The sequence below is a fragment of the Flavobacterium sp. HBTb2-11-1 genome (assembly GCF_009826975.1).
Taxonomy (GTDB): Bacteria; Bacteroidota; Bacteroidia; order Flavobacteriales; family Flavobacteriaceae; genus Flavobacterium.
In genome coordinates this window covers 452,256-474,875 of the sequence record NZ_WUMO01000003.1, presented here as the reverse complement: position 1 = coordinate 474,875, position 22,620 = coordinate 452,256, and the positions used below count along the sequence as shown (strand labels likewise).

The 22,620-nt window shown below is 35.4% G+C and carries 10 protein-coding genes; 5 read left to right on the top strand and 5 right to left on the bottom strand.

What is annotated here, in order from left to right; genetic code table 11:
- Positions 1-11 precede the first annotated feature (11 nt).
- The gene (locus GR162_RS08970) at positions 12-926 is read right to left on the bottom strand and encodes a dihydrodipicolinate synthase family protein (protein WP_160781861.1); all 915 of its coding nucleotides are present in this window, start codon (positions 924-926) and stop codon (positions 12-14) included.
- A gap of 182 nt (positions 927-1,108) precedes the next feature.
- On the opposite strand from GR162_RS08970, the gene GR162_RS08965 reads away from it, so the two are divergent.
- Positions 1,109-1,954, top strand: coding sequence for an AraC family transcriptional regulator (locus tag GR162_RS08965; protein WP_008469133.1), 846 nt, complete (start codon positions 1,109-1,111; stop codon positions 1,952-1,954).
- A gap of 576 nt (positions 1,955-2,530) precedes the next feature.
- Here the strand turns inward: GR162_RS08965 and GR162_RS08960 are convergent.
- Entirely contained in the window at positions 2,531-4,732 is a 2,202-nt protein-coding gene (locus tag GR162_RS08960) for an alpha-galactosidase (RefSeq protein WP_160781860.1), read from the bottom strand.
- A gap of 915 nt (positions 4,733-5,647) precedes the next feature.
- On the opposite strand from GR162_RS08960, the gene GR162_RS08955 reads away from it, so the two are divergent.
- The 4 genes from GR162_RS08955 (at position 5,648) to GR162_RS08940 (ending at position 14,154) form a co-directional block, all read left to right on the top strand.
- Positions 5,648-8,842 (top strand): TonB-dependent receptor, encoded by a 3,195-nt coding sequence (locus tag GR162_RS08955; RefSeq protein WP_160781859.1) that lies wholly within the window; start codon positions 5,648-5,650, stop codon positions 8,840-8,842.
- A 20-nt stretch (positions 8,843-8,862) separates the two neighbouring features.
- Positions 8,863-10,563, top strand: a complete 1,701-nt coding sequence (locus GR162_RS08950) for a RagB/SusD family nutrient uptake outer membrane protein (protein ID WP_160781858.1) — start codon at positions 8,863-8,865, stop codon at positions 10,561-10,563.
- A gap of 88 nt (positions 10,564-10,651) precedes the next feature.
- Complete coding sequence (locus GR162_RS08945) at positions 10,652-12,088, top strand: hypothetical protein (RefSeq protein WP_160781857.1); 1,437 nt, start codon at positions 10,652-10,654, stop codon at positions 12,086-12,088.
- Between the two features lie 56 nt (positions 12,089-12,144).
- Positions 12,145-14,154: a hypothetical protein gene (locus GR162_RS08940; protein ID WP_160781856.1), complete on the top strand. Its 2,010-nt coding sequence runs from the start codon at positions 12,145-12,147 to the stop codon at positions 14,152-14,154.
- 651 nt (positions 14,155-14,805) lie between these two features.
- Here GR162_RS08940 and GR162_RS08935 read toward each other — a convergent pair.
- From GR162_RS08935 to GR162_RS08925, 3 genes are all read right to left on the bottom strand, one after another.
- Positions 14,806-17,754: an FAD-binding and (Fe-S)-binding domain-containing protein gene (locus GR162_RS08935; protein ID WP_160781855.1), complete on the bottom strand. Its 2,949-nt coding sequence runs from the start codon at positions 17,752-17,754 to the stop codon at positions 14,806-14,808.
- A 168-nt stretch (positions 17,755-17,922) separates the two neighbouring features.
- Positions 17,923-20,220 (bottom strand): aminotransferase class III-fold pyridoxal phosphate-dependent enzyme, encoded by a 2,298-nt coding sequence (locus GR162_RS08930; RefSeq protein ID WP_160781854.1) that lies wholly within the window; start codon positions 20,218-20,220, stop codon positions 17,923-17,925.
- A 204-nt stretch (positions 20,221-20,424) separates the two neighbouring features.
- Entirely contained in the window at positions 20,425-22,557 is a 2,133-nt protein-coding gene (locus tag GR162_RS08925) for a beta-galactosidase (protein WP_160781853.1), read from the bottom strand.
- Positions 22,558-22,620 lie beyond the last annotated feature (63 nt).

Genomic DNA, 22,620 nt, shown 5'->3' with positions numbered 1-22,620 from the left:
CGAGTATGCTGTTATAAATTTTTATAATCTGGTAAAGTTGGTCTAGTGCGTAATCCTTCAGCGATAATGGCTAGAACTCTTTCTCTTTCTGCTCCTTGCAATGGCAATCTTGGCGCACGAACATATTCTGAACCAATTCCTATTGCAACCTCTGCCAATTTGATATTCTGAACCAAAAATGCATTAATATCCAATTCTAATAAAGGCAAGAACCATCTGTAGATTTTTAAAGCTTCGTCAAATCTTCCTGCTTTTGCTAATTTGTAAATTGCCACTGTTTCTTCAGGGAAAGCACAAACTAATCCAGAAACCCAACCATCAGAACCCATGAATAAACTTTCTAATGCTAATGTGTCAACTCCTGATAATATTTTTAAGCGATCTCCAAAACGGTTGATCATTCTTGTAACATTAGAAATATCTCTAGTTGATTCTTTTACTGCTTGAATATTATCGTATTTCAATAATTCCTCAAACATATCTAAAGTAACTTCAATTTTATAGTCAACTGGATTGTTGTAAACCATAATAGGAAGTGACGTATTTTTTGCGACTTCGCTGTAAAATGTTACTGTTTCAAAATCAGACGCTTTATAACGCATTGGAGGAAGCATCATTAATCCTTTTGCTCCATCTTGTTCAGCTTTATTAGCAGCTAAAATGGCATTTTTTGTAGACTGCTCTGCAATGTTCATAATTACAGGCACTTTATTTTCTGTTAGCGAAACGGTATGTTTTACTAATTCTCTTTTCTCTTCTTCTAAAAGTGTGCTGGCTTCTCCTAAAGTTCCTCCCAAAATAATTCCAGAAACTCCAGCATCTAATTGTGCTTTCATATTGACTTCTAACATGTTGAAGTCTAATTTATCATCTGCAGTAAATTTTGTGGTTACCGCCGGCATCACGCCATTCCATTGAATACTCATAATTTTAATTTTTTATTTCAAAGCCAAAATTATCTAGAAACCGCAGAGCGCACCCTTTAAAAATTACCACAAAATGATACTATATTACCCTGTATGGAAATAAAACTTAAAAAACAGAACATTATAGCATCATTTTTTTGATTAAATGCAATATATTTGATTTGTAACTAACTAACCACTATATGAAAGTTTTTCCATTTAAAATTCCAAAATCTGGAGAAGATCCCCTTATATATCAAGAAGATATCGAAGTGTCATTTTATGATAAACTACACCAACACGAAGAAATCCAAATTAGTTTTATAGAAAAAGGAGAAGGTGCCGTTTTTGCCGGCGATACTATTTCGCAATATCGTGAGGGCGATATACTGGTAATTGGAAGCAATCTGCCTCATGTTTTTAGAAGCGACGTTCAGGAAAATGTAATTTCTGTAATGCGCACTTTGTTTTTTACCTTCAATTCGTTCGGAAGAGATTTTTTTGAACTCTCTACTTTTAGAAATATTCAACCAATCTTAGAAAGCAGCAAAAACGGATTCATTATTCATAACGCACCGAAGAAAGTTGTCAAGTATTTTAAAAAGCTGAAAAAAGCTGACAGTTATACTCGTTTTATATTATTTCTAGATATTCTGAAATGGCTGTCAACATCTGAATATACTCCGCTTTCTAATTATTTATATCAAAAGAAAATCACGGATAATGAAGGCAAAAGGATGCAGATTGTGTTTGAATATGTCATGACCAATTTTCATAAAAATATCACGCTTGATGAAATTGCTTCGATCGCCAGTATGACAAAAAATGCCTTTTGCCGGTATTTTAAAGTCCGGACCAACAAGTCTTTTTTTCAATTTCTAATTGAAGTCCGCATTGAGAGAGCTGCAAAATTATTATCTAATAATGAAGAACTCTCCGTTTTGGAAATTGCCGAATTGTGCGGCTTTAATAATATTTCCAATTTTAATAGAAAATTTAAGGAATTAAAACAGCTTTCGCCTTTACAATATAGAAAACTGAATTTGTAGGTTGTATAATTTCACGCAGATCTGACAGATCTGAGCAGATTAAATTAGATTTTAATAAATGAAATTCCGTTCCAAATTTCTGTAGAGACGCACTGCAGTGCGTCTAACTCGCAAAGTCACAAAGTCGCTAAGTTTTTTTTTGCCACAGATTATAAAGATTTAAAGGATTTTATAATCTGCGAGAGAAAATGCTCGCAAAGACGCAAAGTCGCGAAGTTTTTTTGCCACAGATTATTAAGATTTAAAGGATTTTATAATCTATACGCATAAATATTTCACGTAGATTATAAATGATTATAGCAGATCAAAAAAAAATCTCCAAAATCTGCTAAATCTGCGAGAGAAAAATGCTCGCAAAGTCGCTAAACCGCAAAGTTTTTTTAGCCACAGATTATTAATATTAAAAGGATTATAAATCTGTTAAGAAAAATCTAGACGCAAAAATATTTCACGCAGATCTAGCAGATTGAGCAGATTAAATTAGATTTTCATGAAATGAAACCAAAATAAATCAGCTGTTTAATCTCATTGTTTTAAACGAGATCAGACGGCTGATTTATTTCATGTAAAATCTATTTATTTCGAAACTGCTGTTATTTCAAGCACAACGCTTGATTCAACTTTCGAAGAAGAAACTCTCAAACCGACATTCATTAAATAATCTCCTGTAAAAGATTCTCCAGATTCTTCAAGCGTTTTCTTGGTTTCAGGCATTAAATTAATTTCTTGTACTTTATACGTTTTATTGGCATCTAAACCTTGAAAACGAACCAAGTTATATTGCGGATCGTAAAGTGGATGAAGCGTATACGAGAATAAAACGGCTTTGTCTTTTGATTCATCAACATACATTAATACCGCACGGCTGTCTTCATAAGGAGAAACCATTCGGTACATATCGCCGTGCCAAATTACAGAACTTAATCTTTTATAATTGGCGACTGCATCCTGAGTATATTTTAATTCTTTTTCTTTCAGTTCTTTTACATTAATATCAAAACCTAATTTTCCCATCATGGCAACGTCTGTTTTGAATTTAATAGACTGATTTCCCCAAGAAGTTACGTGATTGCAAATCGAAAAGGCTGGAAAAAACTGCGAATATCCCCACTGAATAAATACTCTATTATAAGGATCTGTATTATCGCTTGCCCAAAACTCGGTGAAATATTTTAGGAAAGCATAATCTGTTCTTCCTCCGCCTCCCGCGCAAAGCATCATTGGCAAATGCGGATATTTAGTTTTTATTCGTTCTAAGACTTTGTACAAACCTCTGGTGTATTCAATAAACAAATGTGACTGCTGATTTTTTAAATAGGTAGAATATGCGTTGGTCATCATTCGGTTACAGTCCCATTTAAAGAATGCCACTCCTCCATTGGTCTGCATAATATCGTCTACTGTTTTAAACACAAAATCCTGCACTTTAGGATTCGATAAATCCAAAACCAATTGAGTTCTGTAATAACTTTCTTCTCTATTTGGCATTTTTAAAATCCAATCTGGATGTTTTTCATACAACTCACTTTTCGGATTCACCATTTCGGGTTCAATCCAAATTCCGAATTTAACTCCTGTTTTTTCTGCCTGCTGCATCAGAAAACCTAAACCGTTTGGCAATTTTGTTTTGGTTGCCTGCCAATCTCCTAATCCAGATTTATCTCCGCTTCTCGGATATTTATTTCCAAACCAACCGTCGTCTAATAAAAACATATCGACACCTAATGTTTTAGCATCTTCAAACATTTCGGTTAATTTCTTTTCGTCGAAATTAAAAAAAGTAGTTTCCCAATTGTTCAATAAAGTCAAGCGAGATTTGTCTCCATCTTTTACGCCATAATTTTTTGCCCACGAATGTAAATTTCTGCTGGCCTGTCCTTTTCCTTTATTTGAAAAAGTATAAATAAAAGAAGGAGTTGTAAATACTTCTCCAGGCTGAAGGTTATATTCTGAAGCAAACGGATTAATTCCAGAACTAATTCTAAGAGAGTTTTTGTTGTCCAATTCAAAAGTAAACTTAAAATTTCCAGACCATGCAATTGTTCCAGCAACAAGCTCCCCTATATTTTCTTTAGCTTTTTCATTTAAACCTAAAAAGAAAACTGGCGTTTGATACATATTGGTTCTTACACCCAACTTCGAATCGATTACTTTAGCACCGCTCGTTAATTCGCTTTCCTGCATTCTTACCTCTTTTGCCCAATCTCCATGAAACTGAGTCAGCCAATATTTATCGGCATCAAAGTGTAGCATAGACGAAGCGTAGTTGTACAGCGTTACAGGTTTCTTTTCGCGGTGCACAATTTCTGTCCACTGTTCAATAACATTTTCCTTATAAAAAGCTTTATAATATAATGTCACTTCGACAGGATAAACAGGATCTTTCATTTTTATACTGGTTTCAGTCGTATTGCTATCTAACTTTTTTGTTTGATGATTTACATAAACCAGTTCTAAAGCAGGATTTCCATCATTATGCGTTATTCGAATAGCCGATTCAAACAAATTATTGGTTCCGTAAGTTGGATACACCTGATGTCTTAGATTTAGCAACGGATTTCCATCGTTGATAACAAAGGTTCTTTCGGTTTCTTTTGAAAGCGCATTATATGCCGAAGCATCTAGTTTTGTGCCTAAATACGATTGGTAAAGCAAACCGTTTTTTGCCACCTTTAGAATTAATGCTGTATTCTGGGTTTCAATGGCAATGGGATCATTTTGTGCATTAGTCTTCCAAAACAAAATGGTTAAGACTAATATGAGAAGTGCTTTTTTCATAAAAGTTTGATTAATAATAAATAATGTTTTTTGGGGAGATTTTAAAAGATTACAATACAATCAATTGTAATTCATCTTAAAACTCCGAACATCACATTTATCAATTAAACCACGAGAGAAATTTCATTTAATTATACCCATAAATAAAAGGTTCTATTTGGTATAATTCATAAGAAAAAGGTTTTTTGAGCTCTAATTCAACCATTTTATGTTATGAAGAAATGAAATTCAAAAATAGGAAAATATAATTGAAAATATATTTATTCCTACTGCTTTTATTTTTTTTAGAATTGAATAAATATGTTTCGAAAAATAGAAACTTGATGATTTTTCTACCAATTTTTACCGATTATGATATTTTATTACCTAAAAAAGGTTCTTAATCATAAAACTGGCTAAAATATCTGCAAGCTTAGTCTTACATATTAGCTCAAATTTGCCACTGGTATGGTCGAAAAAATAAAATCGACCAAAAATTTCAAAATTATTCTGCAAAAAAAATTCTGATACTATATTATCCACTTTTAAAAATAAAAACAATCACTTTTTGACTTCTCAAAATCTCCACTGTTTTTTCCAAAAATTAATTTTAAGAATCGAACAGAACAAATAAGCTTTTAATAACAACAGAATTCACATCTATTAGTCTAATTGACTTTAACTTAAACTTTATGCATATATTACCCACTTTAATTTTTAAATTATCTTAAACAAGACATGTTTTTTACGCATATCATAAAAAACTGGTAGGTACTGGTATGTGTTGGTTTCGAAACATTTATACTTTTGGATTTCACATTTATCTCTTTTTTCATAAACAATCTGCACGAGCTCAAGGCATTTTGTTTCTCCAAAATGAAAAAGATGAAAACGGACCACGAGAATAAATTACTAACTAACAAAAACCACTAAAACATGACCAAACAAAAACCGACAAAAGAGTGGCTTTCTTCTGAGACATGGAAGATTACCAAACTAACATCTGGAGCCTTACTGGCACTCGCTCTACAGAGTTCTTTTGCTGCTGAGTTGAAAGAGACAAAATTCTCCAACAAATTGTCTTCTGATTTAACTCTAACAAAGAACAAAAACACATTTTTAGCCGTAGAAAAACTAGTAAAAGGAAAAGTAACAGGCCCGCAAGGAGAACCGCTTCCAGGTGTAAACATTCTTGTAAAAGGAACAAAAATAACGGCAACAACAGATTTTGATGGCAATTTTACCATTGAGGTTCCTGACTCCAACAGTATTCTTGTTTTTTCTTACACCGGATTTTTAACAAAAGAAGTTCGTGCTGATGACGCTGCAAGCATTCAGCTTGAAGAGCAGAATCAGACTTTAAATGAAGTAGTTGTCGTTGGGTACGGAACTCAGAAAAAAGCTTCTACAACGGGAGCAATTGCTTCTATCAAAGGAGGTGTTTTGACTCAAAATGCATCTGCAAACGTATCAAACGGAATTGCTGGACGTATGTCTGGGGTAATTGCCAATAACCGTTCTGGAAGACCTGGTGATGACAGCTCAAGCCTTTTGATTAGAGGATTTAATTCATTTGGCGGAGGTACGAGTCCGCTTGTAGTTGTAGACGGTATTCCTGACCGTGATTTGAACAGAATTAACCCTGACGATATTGAATCTGTAACGGTTTTGAAAGATGCATCGGCAGCTATTTATGGAGTTCGTTCTGCAAATGGAGTAATTTTAGTAACGACTAAAAGAGGAAAAGTAGGCGCTCCAACGATTAAAGTTGACGGATCGTATGGTATTCAGCAGTTAACCAGAATGAGCGAAAGAGTTAATTCTTGGGAATACATGACGTACTATAACGAACTGAATGCTCATAAAGGAACTACGCTTCCTTACACTCAGGCAGAAATTGACAAATATAAAGCTGGAAACGACCCAAATTATACCAGTACAGATTGGTTAAAACAAGTTTATAGAAAAGATGCTCCACAGGCTAATCTTTCTCTTTCTGTTAACGGAGGTAACGAGCAGGTTAAATATTTCTTTTCTGGACAATATTTAAATCAGGAAAGTAACCTTAGATATAGCGACGAGAGATACAGACAATTCAATTTAAGATCAAATATTGATGTTAATATTACTTCAAACTTTAAAGTAAACTTAGACATTGCTACTCGTAAAGAAGACAGAAACTATCCTGCGGTAAGCATTGGAAGCATTATGCACGAGACAGTTAGTATGTATCCTTTTATTCCTGCATATTGGAAAAATGGACTTCCGTCGTCTGGTATTACAAATGGTAGAAACCCAATTTTAATGTCTTCGTCAGCAGCAGGTTATGATCACGTGGTAAACTTAATTGTAAACCCAAAAATTGGATTTGAACTGAAATTGCCAAAAATAACAGAAGGATTAACATTAAGCGGATATGCTGCATTTGATTACAATGTTCGCAATGAAAAGAGATTTACAAAACCTTGGGATGCTTATTCTTATGACAAAACGAACGATAGTTATAACAACGTAAAAAACAGCACCAGTATAACTAGTGTTATGCAGGATGAGCGAATTGCAAATCAAAATACATATTTCGCAAAATTAGCTTACGATCGTAAATTCAACAAACACTCGGTAAATGCATTTGTAGGTTACGAGCAGACTACAATGGACAAAACCCAAACATATGCTTACAGAAGAGATTTACTAAGCGATCAATTGGATCAGATTTTTACAGGAAGCACCAAAGGACAAAACGCTACTGGCGGCGCTTATCAGGACGGACGCGAAAGTTTCCTTGGAAGAGTGGCTTACAATTTTGATGATAAATATTTTGCCGAAGTTTCTGCACGTTATAACGGATCATTCAATTTCCCTTCTTCAACACGTTGGGGTATGTTTCCTGCTATAAGCGCAGGTTGGAAAATCTCTGAAGAGCCTTTCTTTAAAAACAATATTAAAGGATTTGATTTACTAAAAATAAGAGCTTCTTGGGGAAGAATGGGTAATGACGATTTGAGAGAAACTATTAATGGCGTAGAATATCTTAATCAGTACCTTTTCTTAACAAGATATCAGTTAACGACAGATCAGCAACTTTACAGCTACTTTGGATCAGATTATACGTTAAATAATAGCATTTATCTTTCTTCTACTCCAAACCCAAATATTACTTGGGAAGTGCAAGACTCTAAAAACATCGGTTTTGATTTTGGATTCTTTAAAAATAAATTAACAGCAACTTTTGACTATTTCAGCAATAAAAGATCTGACATTCTTGCAGCGAGAAATGCTTCTGTGCCATTATACACAGGATTATCACTTCCAAAAGAAAATATTGGAAAAACGGTAAACAGAGGAACCGACTGGTCTGTTAATTATGCTGATAATATTAATAGTTTTAAATATAGTGTTGGTTTTAATTTTACTTATGCACAAAGTGAAGTATTATTCCGCGATGAAGCGGCAAACATTCCGGCTTGGCAAAAATCAACTGGAAGAGCTATTGATTCTTGGATGGTATATCAAACAAACGGAATTTACCGTACTCAAGCAGAAGTTGACAATTCTCCTCATTTTGAAGGAGCAAAACCAGGTGATCTTTGGGTAAAAGATATTGATGGTGATGGAAGCATCACTTCTAATGATAAAGTGAGAATTCCTGAATCGGCAACGCCAAAAATTGCTTATGGTATTCCAATCAGAGCTGAATACAAAGGTTTTTCTGTAGATATGCTTTGGACAGGTCAGGCAAAAGCGAGACAAATGATTCTTCCGCAAGCTCAGGGAGCTATTGTGGCACCACCAAGATGGTTATACGAAGACCGATATACTGCTGATAATCCAAATTCTAAATACCCTGTTGCCTTCAATGATTCTGATCCAAGAAACAATATTCCAGCTGACTTCTGGTTAAGAGACGCTTCATTCTTTAGATTAAAATCTTTGGAGATTTCATATACATTACCAGAAAAAGTCTTGTCTAGATTCGGAATATTAAATACGAGATTTTATGCGGGAGGAACCAATTTGTTTTCTATCGACCACATGAAACAGTACAATTTAGATCCTGAGACCAATAATACGACAGGAGTAAATTATCCGCAAACCCGTATTTACAGAATCGGTGTAAGCATTGAATTATAACAAGGTAAAAAGATCAAGACATGAAAAATTATAAAATCAATAAACTAATAAATATAAAAAAGAAGGCTCTTATTGCAGCTGCTCTTTTTATCGCAGTTACCACTGTAACATCTTGTAGTGAAGACCCGTTAGATAAAGCGCCTTTGGATTCTTATACAGATGAAAATGTGTGGAATGACTTAAAACTTACCGAAGCTTTTGCTAATAATCTCTATACCGTTTTACCAAGTACGCAGCACAACTGGAACGACAGAACCAACCGCAGCTGGATTTTATCTACTGCTTGTGATGAAGCATTCAATAATTTTAACGATTATGATGTGTGGAATTTAAATTCTGGAGCTCTTACACCAGACAACGCAGGAGATTTCAATACTTGGAAACCTACTTATGCAACCATTCAAAACTGCAATATCTTTTTGTCCCGAATTGATAACGTGCCAGGAGACGAAGCTTGGAGAAATAGATTAAAAGGTGAAGTGCTTTTCTTAAGAGCTTATGCATATTTCAAATTAATTAGTGATTACGGAGGAGTTCCTCTTGTTACTACGCCTTTCGACTTAAACAGTAATTTTAAAGTAGACCGCAGCACTTATGACCAATGTGTCGATTTTATTGTTACAGAATTAGACAAAGCTGCTGAATTGCTTCCTTTAACAGCTAAAGATTTAGGAAGAGTAACAAAGGGCGCAGCTTTAGCTATCAAATCAAGAACATTACTTTATGCAGCAAGTCCGCAATGGAATCCGTCTAATGATTTAACAAAATGGAAAAAAGCATCAGATGCTGCAAAAGCCGTTATGGATTTAAATATGTATTCTCTTTACGACAAAAAGTACGAAGATCTTTTTACTACAAACAATTCAGAAATTATCTTCTGCCGTTTATCTAGTAAAGATCCGCAATGGAGTGCTTTTAATGGCGTAGAAATGTTTAATTCGCCAAGCGGTTTTCACGGATGGGCCAATTTTGCTCCAAGTCAAAGCCATATTGACGCTTATGGAACAGCTGACGGAAAAGACATTACAGATCCAACATCTGGTTATGATCCTCAAAAACCTTATGTAAACAGAGATCCTCGTTTTTACAAAAACATCGTTTATGACGGACGTGCTTACGGAAAACCTGAATTCTTTCAAGATCGTTACGATGCAGGAAGTTCAAATAAAGCCGAATTTTACGAAGGCGGTTTAGATTCTCCACAAGGTTGGGATACTTGGAATGCCAGTAAAACACGTTACACTTTCCGTAAATATTGCGATACAACGTACAATTACAATAATGAAACACAAACTAATAAAGCTTGGATTATATCTCGTTTAGGAGAAATTTATCTAAACTATGCCGAAGCGCAATTTAAATTAGGAAATGAAGGGACTGCCATTCAATATCTTAACTTAATCAGACAGCGTGCAGGAATTACAAATCCGTTAGTAGGTTTGACCGGAACAGCTTTAGAGAATAAAATCCGTAACGAAAGACAAGTGGAACTATGTCTTGAAGGATTCCGTTACTATGACGTTCGCCGTTGGAAAATAGCCGAAGAAACTGAAAATAAACCTTTAATGGGAGTAATTATTACCAAAAATAGTGACGGATCTAAAACCTATACCTACGCTAAAGTTCAAGAAAGGATTTTCAAACCGCAGCATTATTTGCTCCCAATTCCGAGAGATGAAATTAACAGAACAGGTTTACCCCAAAACCCTGGTTATAATTAAAAACTATAAGCAATTAAGCAAACCCATCTAAGGGCGATGGGTTTGCTTTAAAATTGTATTTAGATCAATCCAAATCGAAAATAGCTTTATGAAAAATCATTTTTTAGTTTTACTGGCTCATTGCTGTTTCTTTTTGAACGCATATAGTCAAGAAATTGTTACTTTTAAATCTTCAGATCCAGCACTTCAGCTGGCTTTTGAGCGTGCCAAAAGTATGGCGCTGAGCTATAAAGGATATTCGAATGATCCTGTTGGACCATGGTACGAAGCGGCTCTACCGTCTCGATCTGCATTTTGCATGCGAGACGTATCTCATCAGAGCATTGGCGCAGAAATCCTTGGATTGAGTAAGGAAAACAAAAACATGCTTTCGCTTTTTGCGAAAAATATTTCAGAAAGCAAAGATTGGTGTTCGTATTGGGAAATCAATAAATACGGGAAACCAGCTCCTGAAGATTATAGAAATGATAAAGAATTTTGGTACAACCTGAATAGCAATTTTGATGTCATATTTGCTTGTTGGAGATTGTACTTATGGACAGGCGATGAAGATTATATCAAAAATCCTGAGTTTGAAAATTTCTTCGAAAAATCATCAACAGCTTATATTGAGCGCTGGATTTTAGAAGCCGATTCGCTATTAACCAGACCAGAATTTGTAAACATTCCTGTTCCTTTCAATATTAAAGACGATTTTCATAAATGTCGAGGATTAGCTTCTTATTCTGAAGGCATTCCGGGTTTAAAAATGGGAGTCGATTTGGTTGCAGCCATTTACAGGGGATTGCTTACCTACTCTTCTATTTTAAAAGAAAAAGGGCAATTTGAAAAAGCCGCTTTTTTCGAAAAAAAGGCAATTAGATATCAAGAACAGATCGAACAAATCTGGTGGGATCAAAATGCATCAGCTTACAATGTAATTTATACCGCCGATGGTAAATTCAGCAAAGATCTTGGCGAACTATTTTTATTATGGTTTGATGCTTTGATAGATGCAGACAGAACTGAAAAGACAATTAAACACATTCTTTCAGAAAAAAGCAATGTCGAAAATGCCTCTTATCTTCCTTTTCTTTTGTATAAATATGGACATGAAGACAAAGCCTACGAATACATTTTGCACTTAACCGCTCCTGAAACCAAAAGAAGAAAATATCCAGAAGTTTCATACGGCGTAATTGAAGGCATCGTACACGGCTGCATGGGAATAGAACCAGATGCATCAAAAAGAATAATAACAACAATACATCGAGGAAAAAAAGACAGCATTTCTGAGGTCGACAATTTACCTGTGTTACAGACAACATTAGCTGTAAAACACGAAAAACAAACCATTACAACACTACACAACAAAGGCGAAAAATTTATAGAGTGGAAAGCTATGTTCTCTGGGAATTATACTTCTATCTTTATAAATAATAAAAAAGCTGCCGTAATTCATGAAAAGGACAACAAGGGAAATCCCTACACTGCTATTACAATTCGTGTTAATCCTGGACAGAAAATAACGGCGGCCTGTCGCTAAAACAACTCGTTCAATGTACTACTAATACAATGGACACAATTTAAAATTAAAACGCTATGAAGATATCTTCTAGAAAAAAACTTAAATCCATTTTATTTGTCCTTATTGCTTTATGCTTTATAGCAAATACAGCATTTTCGCAAAACGACCAGCGTTGGCAAATTAATACCGACGGTTCTATTTCTTGGCAAATAAACAATAGCATTCCGCATGATGATCATATCGAAATGAGCGGTAAAAGAATCTCATGTGTTCTAAGATATGGCGTTGCAGCAGATGGTTCATTTCATGCAACACGCAGCTTGGTTTGGCCAATGCTGAGAACCATTCCTAATAATACACATGCTAGTTTAACACGTCAGTTTGCGCAAGATGCATTTGATTTGGTAACCGTAAATTACAAACCAATTCCTGCTGAAAAAACAGTTTCACTAACACTTAACGGTACATTATTCGTTAAAAGCAAAACAGACAATCTAGAGCTTACAAGGCAATTTTTCCCTTCTACAGCTTTGGCGGTTTATAATGAAATTTACACCATTAAAAACAGCTCAGAAAAAAACTGCATTGTAGAAATTCCAAAATCGAATACTGTTTATGCTACAGATCCTGCAAAAGGAACTGAAGGCAGTTATGCCGTACATGCAGATCTTACTAATAATGGAAGCTTTAATCTGAAACCTAATGAAACAGTAAGCTTTTCTGTTATCTATTCGGGCGTTAAAGCAAACGAAACTGTTCCTACTGTAAATGCTGAGCAGGAAAAAAACAAACGTTTAGAATTGATTAGCGAAATATGGAGCAAATTGATTCTAGAAACACCTGATCAAGTTCTAAATACTGAATTTGCTTTCGCGAAAATCAGAGCGGCTGAAAGTATTTTTGAAACCAAAGGAGGTCCAATGCACGGTCCGGGAGGAGAATCGTATTACGCAGCCATTTGGGCAAACGATCAAGCAGAATATATTGGCCCATTTTTTCCTTATTTAGGATATGAATATGGAAATAAAGCTTCTTTAAATGCCTATCTACAATTTGCAAAATTCATGAACAAAGAATACAAACCTATTCCGAGTTCGATTGTTGCTGAAGGAACAGATATTTGGGCTGGCGCAGGTGATCGTGGTGATGGCGCTATGATTGCTTATGGAGCTGCTCGATATGCACTTTCGAGAGGAAATGCAGATGAAGCAAAACAATTATGGCCATTGATCGAATGGTGTTTAGAATACTGCCACAGAAAAATAAACTCCGATGGCGTTGTTGCTTCAGATTCTGATGAATTGGAAGGTCGTCTTCCAGCAGGAAAAGCCAATCTTAATACTTCATCTTTGTATTATGATGCCTTAAACTCTGCTATTTATCTAGGCAAAGTTTTAGGAAAAAATGCAACGCAACTTAAAGAATATAAAACCGAAGCTGAAAAATTGAGAATAGCCATAGAAAAATATTTTGGCGCAAAAGTCGAAGGTTTTGAAACGTACAAATATTACAAAGAAAATGATGTTTTAAGAGCTTGGATCTGTACTCCGCTTACAATGGGCATTTATGATAGAAAAGACGGAACTATAGATGCCTTATTTTCTCCTAGATTATGGACTAAAGACGGTCTTGCTAGCGTTGCTGGAGATAAAATATTCTGGGATCGATCTACTTTGTACGCTTTAAGAGGAGTTCTTGCAGCAGGCGAAACAGACAAAGCACTAGACTTTTTACATTATTATTCTAATCGACGTTTATTGGGAGATCATGTTCCATATCCTGTTGAAGCCTATCCAGAAGGTGATCAGCGCCATCTTTCGGCCGAAAGCGGTTTATACTGCCGAATTTTTACAGAAGGATTATTTGGTATTCGCCCAACAGGTTTACACAGTTTCGATTTTACGCCAAGACTTCCTAAATCTTGGTCTAATATGAAACTGAAGCGTATTCATGCTTTTGAACGCGATTTTGATATTACTGTTGAAAGAGCGGGCAAAAATCTAAGGTTAAAAATAACGGATGGAAAGAAACTAGCCATCAATAAAGTCATTAAAGATGGCAGCACAATAAATATTGAGTTATAATTTTTTTTGAATTATTGTTTTTGAAACAAACCTCCGAAATATATCTTGGAGGTTTGTTTGTTTTTTTTCGAGTAGTTTTTTCACGCAGATTTAAACCAATAGGATCTGCTAAATCTGCGAGAGAAAAAAATATAAATAAAAATGTCTCCCGCAGATCTTGCAGATTTAGCAGATTTTTTTATACATACAGTATATCTGTAGAGACGCACCGCAGTGCGTCTACGCACAATCTATCAAGGAAATTTGTTTTTTATTATCAATAGATTTATATACAGATTTAAACAAAAAAAATCTGCTAAATCTGCTAAATCTGCTAAATCTGCGAGAGAAAAATATAAATAAAAATGCCTCCCGCAGATTTTGCAGATTATTATATACATACAGTATGTCTGTAGAGACGTACCGCAGTGCGTCTACGCCCAATATATCAAGGAAATTTGTTTTTTATTATCAATAGATTTATATACAGATTTAAACAAAAAAATCTGCTAAATCTGCAGATTATTTTATACATAAAGTATATCTGTAGAGACGCACCGCAGTGCGTCTACGCCCAGTATATCTGCAACAGGAAAATCTTTGAGGACAAACGTGTGTGAGACGCACTGCAGTGCGCCTCTACAGGATATTAGGACGGTAATACAACCCATTTTATTTCAAAGCCTTAAATAATATCTCAACAGGATGCAATGCTTTTCGCCCAGTTCCATCAGCAATTTGATGTCTACAGCTCGTTCCGGATGCAGAAATTAAAGTAGCTGTTTCTTCTTTTCTAATTGTCGGAAACAAAACCAATTCTCCAATTTTCATCGAAATATCATAATGCTCTTTTTCATAACCAAACGAACCTGCCATTCCGCAACAGCCACTTGGAATATTTAAAACGGTATAATTCTTTGGCAGCGAAAGAATTTTTTTAAGTGGCACTAAAGACGATAAACTTTTCTGAAAGCAATGTCCATGCATACGTACTCTTTCTGTCTGTTCTGTAAAATGATCCGATGTTATGCGTCCAGTTTCTAATTCTTTCGCTAAAAATTCTTCTATCAAGAAAGTTCTTTTTGATGCGTTTTTTGCTTTTTCTTTTAAAGCTCCACGACATAAATCAGGATATTCATCACGAAATGAAAGTATTGCCGAAGGTTCAATTCCAATTAAAATACCATCATTTGGAATCGTTTTTTCAAAATCTTTGATATTTTGTTTCGCAATTTCTCGTGCTTCTTTTAGCATTCCTTTTGAGAGATATGTTCTTCCACTGATTCCAATTTCAGGAACCAAAACTTTGTACCCTAATTGATTCAAAAGTTTGACAGCAGTCTGCCCTATTTCTACATCATAATAGTTGAGAAACTCGTCATTATACAAATAGACATTTCCGTTTCTAAAATCACCAATCTGACTGTAGTTTTTTATCCATTTGGCAAATGTAATATGATGCATTAAGGGCAATTGTCTTTCTACAGCAAAACCGGTGCTTTTTTTCATCCAATTTCCTAAAAATCCTTTAGTAGAAAAATTATAAAGCCACGGAACTGAGGCAAACAATTGATTTATTTTTGGTGTATTTCCAATCAGTTTTGATCGAAATTTTACACCGTTTTTATCATGATACTGCTGCAAAGTTTCGGCTTTCAATTTTGCCATATCCACATTCGATGGACATTCAGACTTGCATCCTTTACAGCTAAGACATAAATCTAAAACATCAAGCAAGTTTTTATCGTCAAATCTATTTGCTTTTGCTGAGTTGGTTATCGTTTCTCTCAGCATATTGGCACGTGCTCTCGTCGTATGTTTTTCGTCTCGAGTAGCCATATAACTTGGGCACATAGTTCCGCCGCTTTTCTCTGTTTTTCTGCAATCACCAGATCCGTTGCACATTTCAGCGGCGCGAAGAATTCCGTTATGTTCTGAAAAATCAAAATAGGTTTCGGGCATTGGAGTTTCTTGTCCTGCAGTATATCGCAGACTTGTATCCATTGGTGGCGTATTCACAATTTTCCCAGGATTGAAAACTCCCCACGGGTCCCAAACCTTTTTTATCTGAACAAATAGCTGATAAATTTCATCTCCAAGCATCAAAGGAATAAATTCTCCTCGAAGTCTTCCATCGCCATGTTCACCGCTCAACGAACCTTTGTATTTCTTTACCAAATGTGCAATATCGGTTGCAATAGTTCTAAAAAGCGCTGTTCCTTCCTCGGTTTTTAAATCTATAATTGGTCGCAGATGCAATTCGCCTGTAGCGGCATGCGCGTAATGCACACAGTTTAGATTTCTCTCTTTTAAAATAGCATTAAAATCTTCAATAAAATCAGGAAGATCATTAACATCGACTGCCGTGTCTTCAATCACTGCAACCGCCTTAGCATCTCCCGGAATATTAGACAACAGACCTAAGCCTGCCTTTCTTAATGCCCAAACTTTATTAGTGTCTTCGCCATAAACAATCGGGAAATGATAGCCCAGATTTTTAGAACGCATCAAAGCTTCCATTTCTCTTGCAATGTTGTCTATTTCTTCTTGTGAATCTCTCAAAAATTCTACTGCCAAAATAGCCTGAGGATCGCCTTTTACAAAAAAACGATTCTTGCTTTGTTCAATATTTTCTTTGGTGCATTCCAGAATATAATGATCGATTAATTCTACACTATCCGGATTAAACTTCAATGCTTCAATATTGGCTTTCAAAGATTCATGAATGCTTTCAAAATGAACACAAACCAAAGCCGAATAAGGTTTTAAAGCATCAACCAGATTCAGTTTTATGGCTGTAGAAAAAAATAATGTTCCTTCAGATCCTGCAATCAGTTTACAGAAATTAAACTTTTCAGCAGAACCATTAAACGGACTGCTATCTGCCAATAAATCTAAAGCATAGCCTGTATTTCTTCTCGGAATTGATTTCTTAGGAAAATTAGCTTCAAATAAATTTCGATTATTTTCAGATGATAATATTTCTTTGGCCTGAACATAAATTTCCTGCTCTAAGGGACTCACTACATTTATTCCATTGCATTTATCTTCAAATTCTTTATTGGTCAAAGAGCCAAAAACAACTTCATTTCCATCTGCTAAAAAACCTTGTATTTCAAGCACATGTTCGCGAGTAGATCCATACACAACAGATCTTGCTCCACAAGCATTATTTCCTACCATTCCGCCAATCATACAGCGATTGCTGGTGGAAGTTTCTGGTCCAAAAAAAAGTTTATACGGTTTTAAATGCAGATTCAGTTCATCGCGAATCACTCCAGGTTCTACCCAAACCGATTTTTCATCCTGATTTACCGAAATAATTTTAGTAAATTCTTGCGAAATATCCACAACAATTCCGTTTCCAACCACTTGTCCAGCCAATGAAGTTCCAGCCGCACGAGGAATGATACTACTCTTGTTTTCTTTTGCGAAAGCAATAATTTTCTGAATATCTTCTTTAGTTTTCGGAATGGCGACAGCCAAAGGCATTTCTTTGTATGCGCTTGCATCTGTTGCGTACAGCAGACGCATGGTATGATCGTAAAATAATTTGCCCTCTAATTGCTTTTCTAAACCTTCAAGTTTAGCAGAAATCTTTGGAAGGATATTATTATTCATTTTTATTATTGTTAACTAGTGCTTTAACACATAGAAACATAGATTTTATCTTAAAAAAGGGAATAAAAAAAGAAACTTGTTTCTTAACACATAGCTATGTGCATTCATGTTAAGTGAAACGTCTTTCCCGCAAAATAAAAAACTATGTCTCTATGTGTTAAAAAAAAACTATAATTCGCTTAATGCAATATCTAATAACTCCACCATTTCATCGGCATTTTGTTGATTAAATGGCATTGGAGGTTTTATCTTTAAGACATTGTGCAGAGGTCCATCCGTGCTCAACAAATAACCTTTTGCTTTAAGTTTTTCGACTACAATATCTATTTCAGGAATAGCAGGTTCCATAGTTGTTCTATCTTTTACCATTTCTGCTCCAATAAATAATCCGTGTCCTCGGACATCACTGATAATAGGATATTTAGCCATCAAACCTTTTAGTCCGTTCATCAAATAATTTCCAGTTTCCAAAGCATGCTTTTGCATTTCTTCCTGTTCAATTACCTCTAAAACAGCCAATCCTGTAGCCATAGAAACAGGATTTCCGCCAAAAGTATTAAAGTACTCCAAGCCATTATTGAAAGCTTCTGCAATCTCTTCGGTTACAATTACAGCTGCAAGCGGATGCCCGTTTCCTATTGGTTTTCCTAAAACAACAATATCTGGAACAACATTCTGCAATTCAAACCCCCAGAAATGATCTCCAATTCTTCCAAAACCAACCTGAACTTCATCGGCTATGCAAACTCCACCTGCCGCACGAACATATTCATATACAGTTTTTAAATAGTTTTCTGGCAACGGAATCTGACCTCCAACTCCCAATAAGGTTTCACAAATAAATACGGCTGGCGCTTTATCTTCTTTCTTTAAGTCTTCAATAATTCGCTGTACATCTGCAGCATATTTTTCTCCAGCTTCTGCATCGCCATATTTATAAGGACCTCTATACAAATCTGGATTAATTGCTTTATGAATCCAAGGCATTTGTCCAGAACCGCCTGTACTGTCAAATTTATACGGACTCATTTCCATTGCAACTGTCGAGGTTCCGTGGTAAGCATGGTCTAATACAATAATATCTTTTTGTTTGGTAAAATGACGGCTCATACGAATCGCCAAATCATTGGCCTCACTACCCGAATTGACAAAATAACAAACGCTTAGTTTCTCCGGTAAAGTTGCCGTCAACCTTTGTGCATAATCCGTTATGGCGTCATTCAAATATCTGGTATTTGTATTTAAAGTCGCTATTTGATGCTGCATTTTTCTCACTACAACCGGATGGCAATGCCCAACATGCGATGGATTATTTACACAATCAACAAAAGTTCTTCCTTTGTCATCGTACAAATATTGCAAAGCTCCTTTTACAATTTTTAATTTGTCTTTATAGCCAATGCTTAAATTTCGTCCTATTTTCTGTTTTCTAATTTCAAGAAGTTCAGAATAATTGTCATCATTGATTAATCCTTCAAAACCGCATGCTTTTCTAAAAGTATCTTGCGCTTTAATTGGGTTTATTTTTATCCATTTATATAACAAATCCCAAGCTGGTTTTTCGGTAACAAAATGATGTTCATTGTTACTATCCAATGATGCATTGTAAGCAGATTGTGTTACACTAATACAAAGTCTTCCAGCAATTAAATAATACAAAAGATCCAATTCTTGTTCGGTAAGCGCATACGAATTATGATATCCTTTGACAATGGTTGCCGCTACGCTCAATGGATTTTCTTCATCAAGCATCGCATACACACAGGCAATCGCAAGGTTATTGATTAAAGCGGTGTAAACCATATCGCCAAAGTCAATCAGTCCGCTAATGCGATTGTCTTTCACCAAAACATTATAATCATTTGCGTCATTGTGAATATAGGCGTGTCTTAGACGATGCAACTGTGGCAGCACTTCCGTGTCAAACTGCAATAAAAAATAACCTGCAATACGTCTTCTTTCATGATTTAGAATATACTTTAAATTATCTCCTGCTTCACTTGCACGGCTGATATCCCAAGTATAATGACGATGCATTGCTGGATGTGAAAAATTCGCCAACACAGCATCCATATTGCCTAAAAATGAACCCAGATTATAATGCAGTTCGCTATTTTTGTTCTTCTCCTCTACCCAAAAAGTACCATCCAAAAAGTTTAGAATTCGAATATGATAGGTTTGAGAATCTATTCTTAACTCAGTGAGACCTTCTCCTTTTAAGTTAGGACAGAAATGCTGAAAACAATCAGAAATAGCACTTTTGGCAAGATGCCTCATAATGGAAGCTTGTGCCTTTAAAAATGGAAATGAATGGCTCTCATTTGATACTTTAAGAATGTACTTTCCGTTTTTGTCATGGGACAAAAGAAAATTCAATTCATCATATCCATTCAATGCTTTTACGGTGACATTTAATCCGTAATATTCTTTTACTAAGTCCTGAATAACTGCTTCTGAAAAAATCATTGCTATTCTATTAAATTGTTTTTGTTTCTTTTTTTTTTAGCCACGAATTACACGAATTTGCACTAATTTTTTTCTTTTTTCGTTTTCCTACAAGGTCTTTTTCAGACCTTGTAGGTCTTAAATATACTCCACAAGATTCTTGGAATTTTCATTGTCGTAAGTATACCTACAAGGTTTTGAAAACCTTGCAGGAATACGGTATGACTATTTCCAAATAACAGCCTGTGCTGGTTCTAATGGATTTTTTCCCACCAATATTTTGCTTCCTGCAGGAATTGGCATATTTATAGTTTCATTGGTATAATTCACACCCACATAAAAACCATCACGCCATTCTACATATACGCCTTTTGGAAAATCTTCAATAGCAACTTTTGCACGTTCATATACAGTTCGTACCACTTGCCTTTCCAAATTTCCTTCTTTACTTTCTGCTCCAATATAAGTAACGGTTCCTTTACCAAGTTTTCTGGTAATCGCCGCCGCTTTGCCTTTATAAAACTGATCTGCATAAGAAGCCAAAACTTCAGTTCCCTGTTTCGGATTTAAAACATCTGCCCAAACATTCCATTTATAAGTATTGTTTCCAACATTTATAGTTCCGTTTACATCTTCAACAAGCATATCAAAAAATTCGACATCTGCTCCAATCAAAGGCACAATTGGACCGCTCCAATTAGCTTCAAAAAAATGACCGTTTTTATCCTTTTGGCCAGTTCGGCACGAAAGGATTAAATTTCCGCCATTTTCAACATATTTCGTCCATTTACCCACTAGTTTTTGATCAATCAATTGATATGCTGGCGCTACTATAAACGCATAATCCGAAAAATCGCTTTCTTCTGTAATAAAATCCATTGGCGCACCAGTCGATTTTACAGCTGAAGTATAGATGTTTCTATGTCTCCAAGTACTCCAAAATTGGGTTTGTTTCTGATTTTCCAGATCCCACAGATTATCGTGGCTCCATAAAAATCCCGTTTTTCTTTTCACTATTTCCTGCGGAATTACTGCTTTTGGATTGTATTCTTTGCGAAGCAGTTTCATATCTTCAATTGATTGTACAAACTCTTTTCCGCCTGTTGTTAACGTCACGCCATCTGTACCCACAATTCCGTCATGATACATTTCGCTGCTTCCTAGAGGATGTCTGTATCGGTAAGTACAAGTAAAAGAACAACCTCCGCCAAAAGCCTGAGAAATCCACATGTGTACTGTTCCTGGCAATAATTGTGGATTAATGCTTGCCCAGTTTACCTGTCCCGGCTGCATTTCCATTACTCCTGTAACGCCATTTATGGATCTGTAATAATCATTTGCTTCTGAAATTTTATTAGGATGTCCCATTCTAAAATTTTGTCCGCCTAAATTGTTTCTTCCACTTACAGGATACATCGTATAAGTTGCAAAATCCATTTTATCTGTTCTTCTTGGGTCTGCTCCGTAAACTACATTGGTGTAATTGGTGGTAATCCATTGTTCTGGATCGATATATTTTCGAAGTATTTCTGCTTGCAAATTCAAATATTCTGCCTGAGAATCTGCTGTAAAACGCTTAAAATCTAAAACAGCATGCGGACTTAGTTTGTCTTCAAAATAAATCTCTGCATTTGGAATCGCAATCTGCTCAAAATTATTATATCTAATGCTCCAGAAACTGGCCACCCATTCGGCATTTAATTTTTCAATTGTTCCGTATTTCGCTTTCAGCCATTTCTGAAATCCTTTTTGTGCTGATGGGCTAAAATCGTCTGGCGCTCCTGGTTCATTATCAACTTGCCACCCAATTACGTTTTTATTATTGCCGTATCTTTTACCAAGTTCAGTAACAATTTTGGTCACAAATTCTCTGTACTTTTCATTAGATACAGATTGATTGGCTCTGTTACCGTGTTCTCTTCGTCTTCCGCTTGCATCAACCAGATAAATTTCGGGATATTTTTCTGCCATCCATGCTGGCGGAGTTGGCGTTGGTGTACACATAATTACTTTCAAACCTTGCTTTTCGGCAATAGCCAATGCATCATCCAGCCATTTAAAATCGTATTTTCCTTCTTCAGGTTCCATAAAAGTCCATGCAAACTCAGCGAAGTGCGTAAACTCAAAACCCAGTTTTTTGATGTTTTTTAAATCACGTTCCCATTGTTCTCTAGGCCATTGCTCTGGATAATAATAAACTCCAATCTGCATTAAATCTGGTTTGGAGAAAAAACGTTGCGGATCCTGTTTTTCTGAAACCGCCCCCTTTTTGTTCTGAGCAAAAACAGGTGTTAAATTACAGCTTGCCATAAGCAATCCTGCTAATATAATTTTGGTTAAAGTTTTGTGGTTAGACATGTTAGTTTTTGTTGTTGTTGTTGTTGTTGTTGTTGTTGTTGTTGTTGTTGTTGATTTATTAAA